Origin of the sequence: Microbacter sp. GSS18, assembly GCA_029319145.1 — a bacterium.
GTDB lineage: Bacteria > Actinomycetota > Actinomycetes > Actinomycetales > Microbacteriaceae > Microbacterium.
Window position 1 is genome coordinate 1,355,172 of sequence record CP119753.1, and the last position, 18,829, is coordinate 1,374,000.

The window sequence follows — 18,829 nt, forward strand, 5'->3', positions numbered from 1 at the left end:
GGGCGATTACTCAGTCTGGAAGACGAGGTCTTCGAGGCGAGTAACGTTCTTCGTCGGATCGAAGATACCGTCCTCCCCCTTGACGCCGCAGCTGATCGTGGGGAGAGTCGGAGGCCAAGACATGGGCTTGCAGCTGAACGTGCCACCGTTCAGGTGAAGGCCGTCACTGCCCATGTATAGCTGCCCATACATCGTGAGGGACATAGTGCTGTTCACTCCGCACGGGCTATATACGAGCGTGCGCACGTTGTTCACGCCACTCGCCGTGAACTTGTCGAGCTGGGAGGACGAGCATGACGGCGGCCTAACGTCAGCACCGTCCGGGTCGAGATGAGCGATGACCAACTGAGGACCGTCGTCGACGGTCATACCGGTCGGGAGGCTGATCGTCCCACTGAGCTCAAGATCCATCTTCTCGCCCGGCGGAACGAGGATAAGCACGTCCCGAGCGAGCGTGACGTTCCCCGGTGCAACCTTGATCCCACTACCGCCAGCGGGGCAGCCGGTCATGTCGACGACTGCACGGGTGCCCGCCGCACTCATCACCGCCTGTAGCTCGGAGGCTGTGCACACGGTGCCGGCCGGCACCGCGTCGACCGGATCCGCCACCGATGACCATGACGTCCCCGCGTTGAGTTCGATCCAATTCGTCGCCTCGTACACTTGCTCGAGGGTCGGGAGGATCTCGGGAGGCGCCGCGCCTGTCACCTCAGGAACAGAGGAACCGTCAACCCGTGTCCAGTCCGCAGGTACATGATTCGCGAGCGCAGGCTGTGTGGTGATGAATGAGCCGTCAACTACTCCATCAGCGTTTTTTGTGTCGATGCTCCCCGCCGCGTGAACGTCTCCGCCGATGTTTACGCCGTTCACGCCGAAGAATATGCTCCCTTCGACCGAAATGACGTCCTCGCCCACGGTGAACAGCTTGTTCTTGATGTCAATCGTGTCCCGGATGTAGACGCTACCCGTCACCGTGCAGTCGTCGGTGATCGTCAAGCCGCCCCGCAGGACCCAGAGGTCGCCATTGATGGCACCCGTCTCGCCGTTATTGCATTCGTAGTCACCCTCGCGAATGACGAGGTCGCCCGAATAGGTCGACTTGGTCGCCGTGAACTCACCCTCGAAGAAGGCGACCGTGCCGGACGGCGTAGTTGCAGGACCGTGATACCACCTGTAGACCGAATCGATGGTGACAGGGGCGTCGTCTGGCCCCTGACCCGTCGACCGGATAACGACCCACTGTGTGGCCCCATTGACCGGGCAAGCGTCGGCCAGACCATCCCACGATGTCGGCTGCGTGGGATCCCCAGAGGTGCGGATGCTGTAGTTGTATCGCGGCGATGCACCCGATGCAGACGCAGCCGTAAGGCCTGGGCAGGTGAAGGACGCGTCTGACGCAATGCCCGCGCGGAGAGACGCGACAGCGACGTCTCGTCCCGACTCCGCGGCGATGAAGGCTTGAGTCCGGTCCTTGTTCGATGCATTCGCCTGAATCGTGAACAGAACGCTCGCCGCGATGATACTCGTGATCACAAAGCCCACGAACATGATCACAATCACCGTCACGAGCGCGACTCCACCCTCATCACGCGGCAACCTTCGGCGGAGCTTGTCGATCACCAGCATGAATCCGGGTTCCCCTCCTGGACAGATCTCGGCCCGACCTCGCCGCTGAAGCGAACCGGAGCGGAGTCAGTCTCGATCTCGAATGCGTAGCTGACGGTCCCCGGCGCGGAGTCGTCGAAGAACGGCATCGTCCCCTGCGGCCTGATGCCATCCTGCCAGTCGGGCCACGTCGACAGTGTCGCGTTCAGCGCAGTTGCCGATGTCGTGAAATGTGCTGCGCCATCAGCGATCAAGCGAAAGCCTTGACACTTTAGTGAGCCCTCAAGCGATGTGCTTACTCGAAGCACCGTTCCTCCATCCGATACCTGATAGAACAACGCGTTCCGAACTGCGCGCTCGATGGCAGAACTGACGACCTGACCTCGATTGGTGGCCTGGGTGACGCTCGTAACGTCTTCTTGCGTCCTCCAGGAGTTGACAAGGATCGTGGCCATCGCGGCGACCACGATTCCCGCAACGACCACTGCAACGATGAGCTCGATGAGCCCGAGGCCGCGTTCGTTCGCCTTGTCGTTCTTCATGGGATGTAGATGAGTGCCGACGTAGACGCAAGAACGTGGCCACCGCCGGTCACCTCAATGGACAGAGTTGCAGTGCTGCCAGACGTACACCCGGACAACGATCCGGAACTGACGAGCGTGTTTCCCGCTCCATCGGTCTCCGTCCGCCCGATCACGCCTGGGATCGTGGTGCAGTTCTGCAATTCACGTGCTTCTTCGACGAGGGAGTTTAGGAACCTCGTGGCGGTTGCAGTCGAGGACTGCTGGGATGACAACACAATTCCCTGCCAAAGGGCCGGGAGGATAGCAACCGCGATCACACCCAGCAGGAGCATCGCGATGACGACCTCAACCAGCCCAAGACCGTCATCTTGCTCGCGAGACAACTCGGCTCTCCTCCCTACACTTGGCGTCAAATCGGGGGCCGTTGACGCACTGAGCGCCAACGGCCCCCGTCTGTCGACTATGGGCAGACGCCAGCAGCGGTGACACCCGGTCCCGCCGCAGCGACGACAGTAGCGTCGTCATCGAGCGCAGCACTCACACAAACCGTGTCAATAAGGCTCGCATCGGTGTTGGTGGTAGCGATCGTGATCTCATCGCTCTGGTTGTTGGCCGTGGCGATCGCGTTCGCGACGGTGCTGGTCGCGTCGTTGTCGGCGATAGCCGCCGCAACTGCTGCGGCGCCGTTCGCGGCCGCAGCGTCGACCGCGTTCTGCTGCGCCTGAGCCTGAATCGCGCCGAACACCGGAATCGCGATCGCGACCAGGATGCCGAGGATGACGACGACGACGATGAGCTCGATGAGCGAGAAGCCGGCCTCGCCGTCCTCCTCACGGCGGGCCTTCTCCGCCTCGAGGTAGTTCTTGATGAATGCACGCATGTGCGGAGTACTCCCCTACTAGATGGATGTGTCGGCTCTGACCCCCGCAGGTCTGGGTGAGTCCTCATGACCCGAGTTCCCATAATCCCCAGCGTTCCCAGAGCAGGATCCGGCTCGCACGGGTACGTGCCATCTCCCCACAGACGATCCTTGACGCCGCTTGTTACCGAGTCAACGCTGGTGGCTTTCGCTCCGGTAAAGACTTCCTCAAGAAACCCCTGCCGGCGATCCTAGGGCATCACGAGTCGCGGCGAAGTCTCGTTCACACAATTGAAACGAACGGTCCCAACGGCACTCAGCCGTCGATCACGTCAATCCTCACTGTGGCGTTCGAACCCGCTTCGAGCCCCTCGGCGTCCCGCACAGCCTTCTTCAAGGGCAACACGTAGGACCCCGAGGTCTTGTCCGGGAAGATGGACGTCGCCCATGCCGAGCCGCCGATCATCGCTCGAACCTTCACCGATCCGAATCCCCGCTGCGGGCGCGGAATCTCGCGGATGTCCTCACTCAGCTCGGGCGGGACCGAGATGAAGTACCACGACGCGTCGTCGCGGGCGTCCCAAAGAAACACCTCGGCGGTGAACTCGATGATCATGACCCGAGCGTACGCTCGACCCAGTCCACCACTCCGGAAAAGAGAGCAGGCAGCTCGAATCCGATCACCAATGCGGCTGCGACAGTCCCGGCGCAGACGAGCGCAGCCAGCGCGAAGACGAGCGCGATGACGGGGGTTGCCCACTGAATCGAACGTCGCAGCGCAGACGCGATCCCTCCGATGGCGAGGGCCGTCGACAACAGAAGCAGGGCAACGACGAGGGCGCTGATCATCCCGGCCAAGGCCCGGTCTTCGACGCGGAGCCACCAGATCGCCACCGCGCCACCCACGACGGCGATGAGGGAAATGAGCAGAGAAGCGCGGGCCAGTCCGTTCCGCCGCGAAGGGACCACCGAGATCGGCAGCCGTTCACCCGGTGAAGGGCCGCTCGCCTGGCGCGGCTGATACATCACGACGGGCGGCGGAATGCGGTCGGTCGTATGAGCGTTTCGTGGCACGACGTTGTCGGGAATCGGCGCGGCGGTCGAGACGGTGGCGGATTCATCGAGCGAGGCGATGCCCGGACCGGTGCCGTTGGGGTCTGAGGAAGACGCCACGTCATGCTGCGTCGAGGACGCAGGGCGGTTCCCGTTCGGCGATACGACCGACGTCTCAGCGGGTTGATCCGCACTCGGATCGGCCCCGGACGGGTCGACCACCGTGCGCCAAGTCATGGCAGCGTCGGTTCGGGCCTCGGACGAGCCGACGGACGTTGCAGACGATGCACCCGTTCCGGCGTCTCTCTCAGCCGCACGCCGCGCCGCCCGAGACGTTGGCTCGGAAGGCACGACACCGCCCTTCGGCTCGCCGTCCGGCGGTGGCGCGTCGGCATCGGGCACGCGGTAGTGGTCCGTCCAAGCGACGCCATTCCACCATCGAAGGCGCGAGCTGGTCTGCGACTCCGCGTACCACCCCGGTCCCGGAGACGCGGACAGCGGACTATCAGGCATCATCCCCCCAGCGACACATGGACCGATGGCCAGGCTAGCGTGATCAGCCAGCACGTTGTCTCAGGGTTTCTTCATGTTCTCCGCGACATGATCTGCGGTTTCATGCAGGATCGACAGCGGTCATTGGTGCCGCTGCACCAGCCGATCGAGGCAGTCCGCCCATCCCTGCCGGTGGCTGTCGACCTCGTCGTCCGACAGCAGCCCGGCGTGCACGACCCGCACACGCGTCTCGCCGCCCTCGACCGCATCGAGCGACACCTCGACCTCGGTCACGTGGCCCTCCTCGCCCTCCCAGCTCCACTGCAGGCGCATCACGTGCGGAGCATCGAGCGACACGATCGTCGCCACGACCGCCATCGAGGCCGGCACCGAGCGAATCAGCCACGCGCCCGTCGGCTCGGGCATGATGTGGGCGGCGGCTTCGAGTGATGCCGGCCAGAACCACTCTTCGAGCGAGGCGGCGTTCGTCCAGTCGTGCCAGACGACGTCGAGCGGCGCGGCGACCTCGACTTCGTGCGTGAGCTCGAACATGGGCGCAACGGTACTCGCGCACGCCGACACGGGGTAGACGGCGGGCGCTTCGTCTCGCTCCCCTCGCTCAGCGACCGGTGGCGATTGCCGAGGAGACCGCAAGCGAGCGACCGCGCCCATAGCGGCATCCGCTCCACCGGCGTAGCGTCGAAGACATGGATGCGGTCGAGGTCGACGGCCTCCGGATCGCCTACCGCCGAGCGGGGGCGGGCGACCCGCTCCTCCTGATGCACGGCGGCTTCGAGGACTCGAGGCTGTGGATGGACGACATGGCGCGCCTCGCCGATTACGTCGACGTGATCGCATGGGATGCGCCCGGGTGCGGGGCCTCCGACGATGTCCCGGTGGGCTGGCGCGCTGCAGACTGGTCGCGCACGACGGCCGCGTTCATCGACGCGCTCGGGCTCGAGCATCCGGCGGTGGTGGGATTCTCGTGGGGCTCGGTGCTGGCGCTGCTGCTGGCACGCGATCACCCTGCATCCGTGGGAGGGCTCGTCCTGGTCGGCGCCTACGCGGGGTGGCGGGGATCCCTCGACGACGATGAGTACGAGCGCCGTGTGGAATCCGTGCAGTACACCCTGGATCACCCCGTCGAGGAGTGGGCCGACGACTTCCTCACCTCCGTCTACACCGCCGACACCCCGCCGAAGCGCCGCAACCTGGCCCGCGAACTGGTGAATTACTGGCGCAAGAGCACGACGACGGCCCTGCTGGACGTCATGACGCTCGACCTCAGCGACGCGCTCGCGTCGATCGAGACGCCGACCGCGGTCGTGCGCGGCGCCGAGGACGCGCGCAGCCCGCGCGACGCGTCGGTAGCGATCGTGGAGCGGATGCCGAACGCACGGCTCGTCGAGCTCGCGGATGTCGGTCACGACGCCTCCGGCCCGGCGCTCGATTCCGTACTCATCGAGGCGGCGCACGCAGCCGCGGGCGGGCACTGAAAGCCCGAGACCCGGAAGCGGGGAGCGGGCAGTCCGCGTCGGGCGCGGAACCCAGACGACCGAACGCGGGAGCGAGTGAACCGCGGCCGGGGCGATGTCGGAACCCCTCCCTACCATCGAACATATGAACGATCCTCTGCACGCACTCGATCAGGCGTACGCGCGCCTGCGCGAGGCTTGGTCCGAAACGGATGCCGGCCGCGCGCCGGTGTCCGCACTCGGGGATCGTCTGATCGAGGTGAACAACGCGCTCGCCGATGTCCGCCGTGCGACGGACGGCGTGCAGTCGGCCGTGGCGGCCGAGATCGCGCGCGAGTCTCGACCCGAGCTCGGGCCCGAGGGGCTCGCGCGCAAGCAGGGCTTCCGCAACCCGACGACCCTCATCGCAACGACCCTGGGCACGACGGCGGGCGAAGCCGTCCAGTTCGTGAGGGTCGGCGAGGCGACCGCGCCGCGCACGACGCTGACGGGCGAGACCGCGCCGGCGAAGCATCCGCACGTCGCCGAGGGGACGAACGGGGGCGTGCTCGGCACGCGTGCGGCGGCGATGATCGTCGCGATGCTCGATCGCGCGGCGCTGCGGGCCGACCCGGCCGATCTCGACGACGCCGAGCGGATCCTGGTCGCGCAGGCCGAGAACCTCTCGCTCGACCAGCTCTCGAAGCTCATCGCGCGCGCCGAGGCACATCTCGACCCCGACGGCATCGAGCCGCGCGAGCGCGACACACGCGGCGAGCGCGCTCTGCGCATGTTCGAGCGTGACGGCATGGTCCACCTCACCGGGCAGTTCGACATCGCCGACGGCGCCGTCGTCAAGACCGCGATCGAGACGCTCGTGACGGCCGACTTCCGCCGCGGCGAGCGGCGCCCGACCGTCCTCGAGCGGGGCCAGGCGACGCGGGACGAAGACCTGCGCTCGCTCCCCCAGCGCCAGGCCGACGCGCTGACGCAGCTCGCGCGGCACATGCTGGGATGCGAGCACAACGACCAGCCGATCGCCGGCGCCACGGTCGTCGTGCGCATGAACGTCGACGACCTCGAGAACGGCACCGGACACGCGCTCATCGACGGCATCGACACCCCCGTGAGCATCGCTACCGCTCGCCGGCTCGCCGCGGGCGGACGCGTGATCCCGTGCGTCCTCGACGGCAGCGGCGAGATCCTCGACTGGGGACGCGAGAAGCGCCTCTTCACCAAGGCCCAGCGGCTCGCCCTCGTCGAGCGCGATGGGGGCTGCGCCAAGTGCGGCGCTCCCCCGGGACTGACACGGGCCCACCACATCCGCTGGTGGAGTCGGGATGCCGGCCCCACGGATCTGTCGAACGCCGTCCTGCTGTGCGAGTCGTGCCACCATCACATCCACGACAACGGGTGGGACATCCGCATCCTCGGCGGCCGAATCGCCGGCTCGGTGTGGTTCATCCCGCCGCGCCACGTCGATCCCGACCGAAAACCGAGGCTCGGCGGCAGACGCCGCTTCGACTTCCTCGCGGCATAGAGGGGCGCGGTCTGGTGTGGCGCTCGGCGTGTCCGCCCGGTGCCGAGTTCCGGCATGGCCTGCCGCGTACGGCGTAGCGCGCGGCGTACGACGCAGCGAAGCGCGCGTCGGTCTACCCGGGCGCGCCCGGCCCGCCGAGCAGCTCGGCGCGCCCCTGCTCCTGCAGGTACGCCAGCACAGCCGCCACGCGACGGTGCACGTGCGGCTCATCGCCGAGTCCGAGCTTGGTGAACAGCGATCCGGCGTACTTCTCGATCGACGACTCCGACAGGTGAAGCTGCTCGGCGATGCCGGCGTTCGTCCTGCCCTGCGCCATCTGCTCGAGCACCTCGCGCTCCCGGTCGCTCAGCGCCGCCAAAGGCGACGATACCCTCCCCGCGCTGACGAGCGCCGACACGACGTCGGGGTCGATGCGCGATCCGCCGGCTGCCACAGCTTCCACGGCGCCGACGATCGCGCCGGGGTCGCCGATCCGCTCCTTCAGCAGGTACGCCATCCCGTCCGTGCCGTCGCGCAGCAGATCCATCGCGTATCCCGGGTCGTTGTACTGCGAGAGAACCACGATCCCGATCGACGGGTGCCTCTCGCGAATCCTCAACGCGGCATCGATCCCCTCGGTGCTGTGTCCCGGCGGCATGCGGATGTCGGTGACGACGGCGTCCGGCTGCTCGCGATCCACGACGAGCTCGAGCTCGTCCGCCGTGCCGACGGCCGCGATCACGTCGACACGGTCGTCGGTGGCGAGAGCCCGGCGCACGCCCTCGCGCACCAGGTAGTGGTCGTCGGCCACGACCACGCGCAGCTTCTCGATCATGCCGGAACCCCCTCCAGTGCGAACTCGGCCGCGACGATCGTCCCCTCGCCGGCCGACCCGGTGACCTCGAGCCGCCCACCCACCGCGGCGACGCGCGCCGCCAGGTGCGCCAGCCCGTTCCCGCCGTTCGGCGACGCCGGCGCCAGCCCCACGCCGTCGTCGCTGGCCCGCACCCGCAGCACACCGTCCTCCCGAGCGAGCTCCACCTCTATGTGCGACGCGTGCGCGTGCTTGAGTGAATTCGCCAGGGCTTCGGCGACGGTGAAGTACGCCGCCCCCTCGAGCTCCTCAGGCAGCCGCAGACGGAGGAGATCACGGCCGGCGCGCACCGACACCGGCACGGGATGCCGCGCGGCGAGCGCCTCGACAGCGGCGAGCAGCCCGCGATCTGTCAGCACCGACGGGTGGATGCCCTGCGCCAGCGCCCGCACATCCGCCAGCACACGCCGCAGACCATCCTGGAGCATCGCGAGATCATCGCCCGTCTCGCCGGGACTGCGGTCATACTCCTCGCGGGCGTGCCCGGCGATCCCGATGAGTGCCGTGAGGTCCTGCTGTACGCCGTCGTGGATGTTGCGCTCGATGCGTCGGCGCTCGGCCTCCTGCGCCTTCACGAGCCGGCTCTGCGACTCGCGCAGCAGCCCCGCCTGGGCGGCCAGCGCGTCCTTGAGGCGCACATTTCGCACCGCCATGCCTGCCTGCCGCGCGAACGTCTCGACGAGCGTACGGTCCTCGGCCCGCAGCTCACCCTGCCGCTTCGGCCCGCACACCATCTCGCCGATGTGCTCCCCCTCGACCTCGATCGGCACCCGCAGCGAGGGCTCTCCGGGCAGAACGTCCCCCATGAGCGGCTCGAGGTCGATGCGCGCCCACTCCAGCCCGAGGCCCTGCTCGAGCGTCGCCGTCATGCGCGGCAGCAGCGCATCGAGGTCATCGGTGCCGGCGAGCGCCTCTCCGAGGCGCTCCACCAGCTCGCGTGGGTCGGCGCGACGACCGAAGATCCACCGATCCGCCAGCGCCTGCAACCGTGCACGCACCGGCTGGAACGCCAGCGCGGCGACCATTGCGAGCACGATCGCCCAATCCAGCGGCAGCAGCGTGCCCGCGGCGACGCCGATGACGGCGCCCACGGCGACGAAGGCAGCCGCGATCGCGGCCCACATCACCCCGTACAGCAGCGACCGCCGGATCGCGCGGTCCGCGCTCAGCCCTCGCGGCTGAAGGATGCCGATCACGATCGCCGCGAAAAAGCTCACGGTCACCAGCAGGTAGCTGATGGTGACCAACAGGAAGTCGCCGGTGGACAGCGACACGATCAGGCTCACCGCGGCGACCGGGATGAACGAGATCGGCACGAACAGCCACCGCATCGGCCGCCGCTCGACGGCATCCGCCTTCGCGTACCGGATGATCAGCAGCACGGTCCCCGCGATCACCGCCACCGTCGTGAAGACGTCGGCGAGCACCGACCCGGTCCAGCCGTCCAGGACGCCGCCGCCCAGCGCGAAGGGATTCGCGATCGGCCCGCCGTAGTCCTTGTACGTCGGCAGGGGGATCTCGGAGCACAGGAGCAGCAGCGCCGGCGGCACGAGCACCGACAGCCAGATCAGGCGCAAGACGCGACGCTCGTACCGATGCCGGATCCGGCCGTCGGGGAACAGCGCGATGACGACCGCGAGGCACACCGGCGGCACGATCCCGCTCTCCTGGACGAGCAGGTTCCACAGGGCGACCGCCGTCTCGTTTCCGGGGACGGCCGCGGCGACGTCCAGCCCGTCCAGCGCGAGGTCGTAGAAGTTGTACATCGCCGACCCGACCAGCCACGGCGCGAGCGGATGCCGCGGCAGCCGCGCGAGGATGATCACCGCGGCCAGGAGCGACGACACGGCGATCACCGACCACGTCAGTCGCTCGGGCCGCGGCTCGATCACGACCGACGAGAAGACCACCGCCGCCCAGGCCGCGGCGGCGAGCGCCAGCAGGCTCCACAGCACGCCGAGCCGCACGCCGCCTCCCCGGCGACCGTCCCCACCGGGCGCCGGCACCGCTCCGTCCGACACGTGCGCATCCATGACACCTCCATGATGACCCCGAACCCGGCCCGCTGTCCGGGGGTAATCACCCGATCGCGGTGCGGAAATCCGCAAGACCCGCGGATCGGCCGCAATCGCGCGTTGCGGACTTCCGCAATCAGGTGTGGGGACTGCGGGATACCGGGCGGGTGCCGGCGGTTCGTAGCGTTCGAAGCGGGGACGAGAGCGGAGGCGGCGGCTGGGCTGGGATGACACCGCCTCCGCACCCGAACCCAAGCCGCCGCGCATGGGGCGGGCGGCGACGACTGCAAGGAGATAGTCATGCGAAAGGCACTGCGCGTCACCTTCTCGGTGGTGACGATCCTGCTGCTGGCCTCGACGGCGCTGCAGATCTACTTCGCCGCCATGGGCGTGTTCAGCGTTCCCGAGGACGAGCTCTTCGGCATCCACGGCTCGAACGGCCGCATGGTGCTGCCGGTGCTCGTGCTGCTCACCGTTCTCTTCGCGGCGCTCGCCCGCTCCGGGAAGAAGAGCATCTGGCTGAGCGTGCTGCTGATCCCGATGCTGGCGTTCCAGACGGTGATCTTCATCCTCGTCGGGGCGATGTTCCCCGGCGTCGGGCCCGACGCTGCCACGATTCCGCTCGCCGCGACGATGACGGTGAGCCTGCACGCGCTCAACGGGCTGGCCATCATCTGGGTCTCCTCGATCCTGGTGCGCCGCGCATGGCTGCTGGCGTACCGCGACGAGATTCCGCGTGGCCGACGCGCGGCGGCGAGGACGGCGGATGCCGCGCGTGAGCCGGGCGCGTCCCAGATCCCCGCCGCTCCCGCGCAGGAGCCCGCCCGCACGTCATGAGCACCGCGGCGCTCCTGCTCCTCGACCTGATCGCCCTGGCGGCGGCGGCAGGATCGTGGGGCGGAGCCGGCGCGGTCGCCTGGCCGCTTCTTCGCTCATCCCGACGCTCGGCGGCCGGACTCGCGCTCGCGCTGAGCGGTGCGGCGGTCCTCGCGACGCTGGCCCACGTCGCAATCGTCACCGCCCTCGCGGTGCGGGGCTGGTGGTTCGTCCAGGAGCAGCTCGCCTTCGGAGCGCCGCTCGCCGTCGTCGGCGCGCTCACGGCGAGCGCGCTCGCCGTGCCGCCGCTCCTCCGCTGCGCCCGGTCGACGGACGGAGCCGGGCATCCCGCCGCGGACGCGGGAGGCGGGTCTGCGGCGGGCGGGAGCGACGGGCTTCCCGCTCGCGCGATCACGGCTCTGGTCTTCGCTGCGCTGACCGCCGGGGCGGCCCTCGTGGCCCGCGTCGTGGTCGGGTATCCGCTGACGGTGATCGCCGGCGCGGTGCTCCTGGCGATGGTCGTCCTCGCCACGGGCCTCTCACATGCTCTGCTCACACGGTCCCGGCGTCGTGTGGTCGCCGGCTTCGCGGGCCTGGGCGCCGTTGTGCTCGTGTCCGCGGTCGGGGTGTACTGGCTCACCGAGATCGCCGCGCCCGGAGAGCTGTCGGGCGCCCACGCCCACGGTGCGGTGGCGCTCCCGGCCGCGGCGGCCGCGGCCGACCCGGACGATGTGTCGGTCGCCGATCTGCGCACACCCGCGGATGTCGAGGCACCGGTGCGCGCGTTCGAGATCCATGCGCGCACCGCCGAGATCACCCTGCCCTCCGGTCGACCGGCCGCCGCGTGGACGTATGACGGAGCGCTTCCCGGGACCCCGCTGCGCGTGACCGAGGGCGATCTCATCGAAGCCACCCTCGTCAACGACGACGTCGAGGACGGCGTGACGATCCACTGGCACGGCATCGACCTGCCCAACGGCGAGGACGGTGTGGCGGGCGTGACTCAAGACGCGCTCGCCCCCGGCGAATCCTTCACCTACCGTTTCGTCGCCGCCACCCCCGGGACGTACTGGTACCACACCCACCAGTCCTCGGCCGCCGGCGTGCAGCGCGGACTGTACGGGACGCTCGTCGTCGAGCCGCGCGGCGGGGTCCCGGAGGACCTCGACCTCACGGTGCCGTTCCACCTGCAGGGCCGCGCGTCGCTCATGGGCGACAGCGACGTGCCGCACGCGATCACGGTGGAGCCCGGGACCCGCGTGCGACTGCGCCTGGTCGACACCGACCAGCTGCCGCTGTTCGCGCAGCTGGCGGGCGTCGCGTTCCGCGTCGTCGCCGTGGACGCGCGCGAGGTGGCCGGGGGCCCTGAGGTGGAGGGCGTGAGCCTGCGCCTGCCCGCCGGCGGCCGCATCGACGTCGCGTTCACGATGCCCGACGCTCCGGTGACGTTGCGCCGCGACGGCGGGGACGCGGTCTCGCTGACGCTCTCGCCCGACGGTTCGGATGCCGTCGCGGACGGCGCCGGGACATGGCCCGTCCTCGACCTGCTCGCGTACGGCGCGACGGCGACCGCGCCGGCTGCGGGGTCCGGACGGCATCTCGAGGCCGAGATGGTGCTCGATCGCTCGCCGCGCATTCTGCACGGCCTGCCCGCGTACGGCTACACCGTCAACGGCGCCGTCGCTCCCCATATCCCGAGCATCATCGTGGACGAGGGGACGACGCTCAGGCTGACGGTGGCCAATCGCAGCTGGGAGACGCACCCGATGCACATCCACGGCCATCATGTGCGCGTCATCAGCCGGGACGGCGTCGCTGCGGCATCCGTCCTCATGCTCGACACGTTCGATGTGCAGCCGGGTGAGATCTGGGTGGTCGAGCTCATCGCCGACAATCCGGGCGTGTGGATGGACCACTGCCACAACCTCGACCATGCCGCGAACGGCATGCTGATGTCGCTGGCGTACCGCGGGGTCACGAGCCCGTTCGAGCTCGGAGGGGAGCACGGCAACAAGCCGGAATAGGACCTTGGTCCCAGCATGTGGTCAGACCACATTGATACCCTGTGCCCGTGAGGACCATCGAGGACACCCTGACCTATCAGGCCGACGCTGCCGAGCACAAAGTCGACGGCGCGCGCCATCCCGTGCGCTACGCCGTCCAGGCCATGCTCGCCGGCGCCTACATCGGCGTCGGCGTCGTGCTGATGGTCAGCGCCGCCGGGCCCCTCGTCTCGGCCGGCGGCGGCCTCGACAAGCTCGTCGCGGGACTGGTGTTCGGCGTCGCGCTGACCTTCGTCGTCTTCGGCGGCGGCGAGCTCGTCACCTCGAACATGATGACCCTGACGCAGGGCGTCGCGATGCGCAGCATCCGCTGGTGGCAGGGTGCAGGCACGATGCTCTTCTCGTTCGCCGCGAACATGGTCGGCGCGTTCGTCTTCGGCGGGCTCGTCGCCCTGTCGGGAGTGCTCCATGCGAACGCGGCGGGCGGCGAGATGCTCGACGGGATGCTGCTGGCCAAGGCCGCCGAGAGTCCCGCCGAACTGTTCGTACGCGGCATCCTGTGCAACTTCCTGGTGTGCCTGGCGATCTGGATGTGCGCGCGCGTCACGAACGACGGCGTCAAGATCGCCCTCATCTTCGCGGCGATCCTGGCCTTCATCACGTCGGGTTTCGAGCACGTCGTGGCGAACATGACGACGTTCGCGATCGGCTTCTTCACCGGCGCCGAGGGCGCGACCGCGATCGCGTTCGGCACGAACATGCTGTGGGTGGGCCTGGGCAACCTCGTCGGCGGCGGACTCCTCGTGGGCCTCGCGTACTGGATCGCGGGCGGCCGCCCGACGGTGACCGCCGCGGCCGAGGCGGCGGCGCTCGCCTCCCCCGAGGCCGTCGCCGTGGCGCACCGCTGAGTCCCCCTAGGATCGGGCTCATGCCCGCAGCCCCCGCCCGTCGTCCCGCGACCACCGCGAAGGAGCGCGACCTGTCGCGCCCGCTGCCGGCCGGCCTCAGCTGGACGACCCTCGCCCTGTTCACCCCCGCCCTCGTCCTCGCGTGGACGCTCGTGCCCCTCCCCTGGTGGGTGCCCGCCGCGTACGGGGCGATGAGCGTCATCGCGTTCGCGGCGTACGGACTCGACAAGCTCGCCGCCCGCAAGGGCTGGAACCGGGTTTCGGAGAGCACACTGCTGGCCCTCGGCCTGCTGTGCGGGTGGCCGGGCGCGCTCATCGCGCAGCAGCTCTTCCGACACAAGACGCGCAAGCGCGCCTTCCGCCGCCCGTTCTGGGGCACTGTCGTCCTCAACGTCGTCGCGCTCGGGGCGTTCGCCACGATCGTCGCCGCCGGCATCCTGCCCCTGACCTGAACCGCCCCGCCCCTTCACGGCGCGCACAGCCGGTGCTTGACTGGGCGCGTCGAGAGGGACGGGAATGCACGCCGTGATCTGCGGGGCCGGCATCGCCGGGCTCGCGAGTGCCATCTCCCTGCACCGCTCGGGCTGGCAGGTCACGGTCCTGGAGCACGCGCCCCGGCTGCGCGACGGCGGGTACATGATCGACTTCTTCGGTCCGGGCTTCGACGCCGCCGAGCGCATCGGCATCCTCGAGACCCTGCGCGAGCGCGCGCACCGCGTCGACGTGATCGACTGGGCCGACCCGGACGGTCACACGCGCGCACGGCTCCACTACGACCGCATGCGCGATGCCGCGGACGGCAAGCTCTTCCCGCTGCTGCGCGGCGACGTCGAGCGCACGCTGTTCGAGGCGCTTCCCGGCGGCGTCGACGTGCGGTTCTCCACGACGGTCACGGGTGCACGAAGCCACGCGGGAGGTGTCGCCGTCGACGTGGGCGGCGACAGGATCGAAGCCGACCTGCTCGTGGGCGCCGACGGCATCCACTCGGGCATCCGCGCCCAGGTCTTCGGGCCCGAGGAGCGCTACCTGCGACCGCTGGGCCTGCACACGGCGGCCTGGTTCGCCGACAGCCCGCCCGCCGCCACGGCGCTCGCGGGACGCTTCGTCATCGAGAGCGCACCGGGCAAGATGGCCGGCGTCTACGGCGTGGGCGGCGACCGCGTGGCGACCTTCCTGACGTTCACCGAGAGCGCGGCGCGGATGCCGGAGGATCCATTGACCGCGCTGCGCGCGCGGTATTGGGACCTGAGCGGCGTCGTCCGGCCCGTGCTCGCCGCCGACCCGGTCGACGAGGTGTACTACGACGTCGTCGCGCAGATCGAGATGCCCACGTGGCGATCGGGGCGCGTCATCCTGGTCGGCGATGCCGCCTACGCCGTCTCACTCGTGGCTGGGCAGGGCGCGTCGCTCGCGCTGGCGGGCGGCGTGGCGCTCGGCGAGGCGCTCGATGCGTATACCCTCGCCGACGACCCGCAGGCGCTCGATGCCGCACTGGCCGCCTTCGAGAAGCGCGTCCGGCCGGTCGTGGAGGAGAAGCAGGCGGGCGGTCGCCGCACGGCGAAGTGGTTCGTGCCGACCACACCCGCCCGCCTCGCCCTTCGCAACCTCTCGATGAGGATGGCGGATCTGCCGATGCTCGCGCGGCTGCTCAGACCCGTGCTGTCGCTGGACACGAAGGGTTTCGCACCCGTGTCACGGCCCGAGAGCCGCTGAACGCGGCGCGCCGCGCCGGCGTCACCACTGGGGGTGGATGACTGCTTTCAGACGACGATCGTAGACATCGCGTACGACGGCGTCGAACGCCTCGACGTCGAAGCCCGATTCGGCGAGCGCGCCGGCCTCGGCGTTCGCGAGCGCCTGGACGACGTTTCGCGCGCCCGGGATGACGCTCGTGATCCCCCGCCGCGTCGCGATCCAGGCGAGGGTCGCCGCCGGCAGGCTCACCGTGGCGGGCAGGGCGGCCGACAGCTCGGCGACGGCGGCCAGGCCCTCGTCGAAGTCGACGCCCGAGAACGTCTCACCACGGTCGAACGCCTCGCCGTGCCGGTTGTAGGTGCGGTGGTCGTCGGCGGCGAACGTCGTCGACGCGGTGTACTTCCCCGACAGCAGTCCGGACGCCAGCGGCACCCGCGCGAAGACGGCCACGCCGGCTGCGTCGGCCGCCGGAAGCACCTCGTCGAGGGGCTTGAGCCGGAACGGGTTGACGATGATCTGCACGTTGGTGACGTTCGGGCGGGCGATCGCGTCGAGCGCCTGGCGGGTCGTCTCGACCGAGACCCCGTACGCGGCGATCGTGCCGCCCGCGACCAGCGCGTCCAGAGCGTCGTACGTGGCGTCGGCCTCGATGACGTCCGAGGGCGGACAGTGCAGCTGCACGAGGTCGAGCGTGTCGACCCCCAGGTTGGCCCGCGAGCGGTCGGTCCACGCGCGGAAGTTCTCGAGTGTGTAGTTCTCGTGCTCCTGTGCGAGACGCCTGCCCATCTTCGTCGCGACGGTGATGCCGTGTCCGGGCCGGGCCGCGAGGAACCGTCCGATGAGCGCCTCGCTGCGTCCGTCCCCGTAGACGTCGGCCGTGTCGAAGAGGGTGACTCCCGCATCGGCGGATGCCGCGAGCACGGCTTCGGCGTCCGTCTCGCTGACGGACCCCCAATCGGCGCCGAGCTGCCAGGTGCCCAAGCCGATGGACGAGACGGTGCGGCCGGTGCGGCCGAGGGGGCGCTGTTGCATTGATGCTCCTCGAGTGGTCTGCCCTCCAGGATTGCACGGGGAGTCCCAAGATGGTCCGACGAAGGTCCCGGCGGTGGTTGACTGGTCTCCCACCCGACAAGAAGGACCGACGCCGATGCTCATCGCCGCCATCGTCATCATCACGCTCGCGCTCGTCTTGTACTCGATCGGCGTGTGGGGTGTCCGCGTGCAGCACGCGCTGCACTGGTGGCACGTGGCCTTCTTCGCGCTCGGCCTGGCTGCGGACATGATCGGGACCTACCTGATGACGCAGATCGCGGCCGAGCGCCGCGCGAACGGCGACGACGTGACGTGGCTGAACGCGTTCATGAACGTCAGCGGCACGCTCGCGATCCTGCTGATGGCGATCCACCTGGTGTGGGCGGTCGTCGTGCTGATCCGCGGGCGCGAGAAGGAGAAGAGCTGCTTCCGCCGCTGGAGCGTGCTCGTGTGGATCGTGTGGCTGATCCCGTACGCCGCGGGAGCGGCCGGCGCGATGATCGCCTGACCGACGGCGACGGCGCCGCGGCAACCGCGCTGCGCTGCATCCGCCCGCGGGGCCTGGGTACCGTGGACGCATGGCCGCATCTCCGCAGCTCGAGCGCACCGGCGCGCGCGGAGTCGCGGTCGTCAGCGGTCTCGTGCTGGCGACGCTCGGGGCGACACTCCCCCAGTCGATGACCGCGCCCGTCATCAGCCTCACCGCCGATGCGTTCGACACGACAGCCGCCGAGGCGAGTTGGGCGCTCACCGTCGTCCTCGTCATCGCGGTGGCGACCACGCCCGTCATCGGCCGGCTCGGCGACCGGTTCGGGGCCCGTCGCGTGCTGCTGATGCTGCTGCCGATCGTGGGACTCGGTCTCGTCATCGCCGCGTTCTCGCCGACCATCGGCTGGCTCATCGCCGGACGTGTGCTGCAGGGGCTCGGGGGCGGGGTGTTCCCCCTGGCCGTCGCGATCGTCCCGCACGTCGTGGCCGAGCGGCGGCGGGCCGCCGTGGTGGGCCTGCTCACGACGATGCTGGCCACCGCGATCGGCTTCGGTGTGCTCGTGTCGGGTCTGCTCGTCGACTCCATCGGCATCCGCGCGCTGTCATGGGTACCGTTCGCGCTCGTCGCCGCCGGCGGCGTCATCGTCGCCGCGGCCCTCCCCCACATCCCGCGTCGGTCGGGCGTCCACATCGACGTCCCCGCCGCGCTCGCGCTGTCGGTCGGCGTGGTCGCGATCCTCATCGCGCTCACCGAGGCGCCGCGCTGGCCGATCGCGCCGCTGTGGATCGCGCTGTGCGCGGCGGCGACCGTCGCGAGCGCCGTCTTCTGGGTTCGGCGCGAGCGGCGCAGCCCCGACCCGCTCGTGGGCGCTCACGCGCTGGGGCGCCCGGCGGTGTGGACGTCGCACGTGACGGCCGCGCTGTTCGGCGGCGCACTGCTCGGCGTCTTCGTCCTCGTCCCGGTGTTCGCCGAGGCGCCGTGGTGGCACGAAGGACTGTCGGTCACGGTGACGGCGGCGGGTCTGCTGCTGCTGCCGGCGACGCTGGCGATGCTCGCGGTCGGACCGCTCGCGGGCGTCGTGCGACGGTGGCTCGGAACCCGCGCCCCGGTCGTGATCGGCGCCGTCATCGCGACGGCCGGCGCGCTCGTCCTCGTGCTGACCGCTCGGGGCATGGCGGCGGTGGTGGCCGGCACGATCCTGCTCGGCGCCGGCATCGCGATCGGCACCGCGGGCCTGTCGAACGTCCTGGTCGACGTCGCCGACGACGAGCATGTCGCCAGCGCCATCGCCTTCAACGTCGTGGCGCGTCAGCTGGGCGGTGCCGTCGGGGCGGCGAGCGTCGCGGCCGTCCTCAGCGCCGACAACCGCGCTCCGGATGCCGAGGCCTTCGGCGCCGCCTTCCTGCTGATCGCGGTCCTCACGGGCCTGGCGGTGGTGTCGTCCCTGATGATCCCGTCGACGCGCGTCGCACGCCGACGGCCGTGACGAC

18 protein-coding genes are annotated in these 18,829 nt (G+C 69.7%); 9 read left to right on the top strand and 9 right to left on the bottom strand.

Annotation, left to right across the window (positions count from 1 at the left end; translation table 11 throughout):
- Nucleotides 1-6: 6 nt before the first annotated feature.
- The 6 genes from P0L94_06400 to P0L94_06425 all read right to left on the bottom strand — a co-directional run bounded on the left by P0L94_06400 (nt 7) and on the right by P0L94_06425 (nt 5,085).
- On the bottom strand, nt 7-1,626 hold the full coding sequence (locus tag P0L94_06400) for a hypothetical protein (GenBank protein WES65698.1): 1,620 nt from the start codon (nt 1,624-1,626) through the stop codon (nt 7-9).
- Nucleotides 1,617-2,147, bottom strand: coding sequence for a prepilin-type N-terminal cleavage/methylation domain-containing protein (locus P0L94_06405; GenBank protein WES65699.1), 531 nt, complete (start codon nt 2,145-2,147; stop codon nt 1,617-1,619). Before P0L94_06405 ends, P0L94_06400 begins: the two co-directional genes overlap by 10 nt.
- A gap of 442 nt (nt 2,148-2,589) precedes the next feature.
- Nucleotides 2,590-3,009 (bottom strand): prepilin-type N-terminal cleavage/methylation domain-containing protein, encoded by a 420-nt coding sequence (locus P0L94_06410; protein WES65700.1) that lies wholly within the window; start codon nt 3,007-3,009, stop codon nt 2,590-2,592.
- A gap of 295 nt (nt 3,010-3,304) precedes the next feature.
- Nucleotides 3,305-3,604: a DUF1905 domain-containing protein gene (locus P0L94_06415; GenBank protein WES65701.1), complete on the bottom strand. Its 300-nt coding sequence runs from the start codon at nt 3,602-3,604 to the stop codon at nt 3,305-3,307.
- Entirely contained in the window at nt 3,601-4,278 is a 678-nt protein-coding gene (locus P0L94_06420; protein WES65702.1) for a hypothetical protein, read from the bottom strand. The genes P0L94_06415 and P0L94_06420 overlap by 4 nt, the downstream gene beginning before the upstream one ends.
- A gap of 396 nt (nt 4,279-4,674) precedes the next feature.
- The gene (locus P0L94_06425; GenBank protein ID WES65703.1) at nt 4,675-5,085 is read right to left on the bottom strand and encodes an SRPBCC domain-containing protein; all 411 of its coding nucleotides are present in this window, start codon (nt 5,083-5,085) and stop codon (nt 4,675-4,677) included.
- A 155-nt stretch (nt 5,086-5,240) separates the two neighbouring features.
- Between P0L94_06425 and P0L94_06430 the strand changes: the two genes are divergently transcribed.
- Together P0L94_06430 and P0L94_06435 are read left to right on the top strand one after the other, a co-directional pair.
- Nucleotides 5,241-6,029, top strand: a complete 789-nt coding sequence (locus P0L94_06430) for an alpha/beta hydrolase (protein ID WES65704.1) — start codon at nt 5,241-5,243, stop codon at nt 6,027-6,029.
- A 124-nt stretch (nt 6,030-6,153) separates the two neighbouring features.
- A complete protein-coding gene (locus tag P0L94_06435; GenBank protein WES65705.1) occupies nt 6,154-7,527 on the top strand; it encodes a DUF222 domain-containing protein in 1,374 nt (457 codons plus the stop codon).
- 112 nt (nt 7,528-7,639) lie between these two features.
- On the opposite strand, the gene P0L94_06440 is transcribed toward P0L94_06435, so the two are convergent.
- Nucleotides 7,640-8,341 carry a response regulator transcription factor gene (locus P0L94_06440; protein ID WES65706.1) on the bottom strand — a complete coding sequence of 234 codons (702 nt, stop codon included), beginning with the start codon at nt 8,339-8,341 and terminating at the stop codon, nt 7,640-7,642.
- On the bottom strand, nt 8,338-10,413 hold the full coding sequence (locus P0L94_06445; GenBank protein WES65707.1) for a histidine kinase: 2,076 nt from the start codon (nt 10,411-10,413) through the stop codon (nt 8,338-8,340). The genes P0L94_06440 and P0L94_06445 overlap by 4 nt, the downstream gene beginning before the upstream one ends.
- Nucleotides 10,414-10,695: 282 nt before the next feature.
- On the opposite strand from P0L94_06445, the gene P0L94_06450 reads away from it, so the two are divergent.
- The 5 genes from P0L94_06450 (at nt 10,696) to P0L94_06470 (ending at nt 15,835) form a co-directional block, all read left to right on the top strand.
- Nucleotides 10,696-11,232: a DUF6220 domain-containing protein gene (locus P0L94_06450; protein WES65708.1), complete on the top strand. Its 537-nt coding sequence runs from the start codon at nt 10,696-10,698 to the stop codon at nt 11,230-11,232.
- The gene (locus tag P0L94_06455; GenBank protein WES65709.1) at nt 11,229-13,235 is read left to right on the top strand and encodes a multicopper oxidase family protein; all 2,007 of its coding nucleotides are present in this window, start codon (nt 11,229-11,231) and stop codon (nt 13,233-13,235) included. The genes P0L94_06450 and P0L94_06455 overlap by 4 nt, the downstream gene beginning before the upstream one ends.
- 47 nt (nt 13,236-13,282) lie before the next feature.
- Complete coding sequence (locus P0L94_06460) at nt 13,283-14,122, top strand: formate/nitrite transporter family protein (protein WES65710.1); 840 nt, start codon at nt 13,283-13,285, stop codon at nt 14,120-14,122.
- A 20-nt stretch (nt 14,123-14,142) separates the two neighbouring features.
- Entirely contained in the window at nt 14,143-14,574 is a 432-nt protein-coding gene (locus P0L94_06465; protein WES65711.1) for a DUF1294 domain-containing protein, read from the top strand.
- 64 nt (nt 14,575-14,638) lie between these two features.
- On the top strand, nt 14,639-15,835 hold the full coding sequence (locus tag P0L94_06470) for an FAD-dependent monooxygenase (protein ID WES65712.1): 1,197 nt from the start codon (nt 14,639-14,641) through the stop codon (nt 15,833-15,835).
- 21 nt (nt 15,836-15,856) lie between these two features.
- Here P0L94_06470 and P0L94_06475 read toward each other — a convergent pair whose 3' ends face one another.
- Nucleotides 15,857-16,849, bottom strand: coding sequence for an aldo/keto reductase (locus P0L94_06475; GenBank protein WES65713.1), 993 nt, complete (start codon nt 16,847-16,849; stop codon nt 15,857-15,859).
- Between the two features lie 115 nt (nt 16,850-16,964).
- Here P0L94_06475 and P0L94_06480 point away from each other — a divergent pair, with 115 nt between their 5' ends.
- Nucleotides 16,965-17,357 (top strand): HsmA family protein, encoded by a 393-nt coding sequence (locus P0L94_06480; protein ID WES65714.1) that lies wholly within the window; start codon nt 16,965-16,967, stop codon nt 17,355-17,357.
- Nucleotides 17,358-17,427: 70 nt separating this feature from the next.
- Nucleotides 17,428-18,825 carry an MFS transporter gene (locus tag P0L94_06485; GenBank protein WES65715.1) on the top strand — a complete coding sequence of 466 codons (1,398 nt, stop codon included), beginning with the start codon at nt 17,428-17,430 and terminating at the stop codon, nt 18,823-18,825.
- Nucleotides 18,826-18,829: the final 4 nt, after the last annotated feature.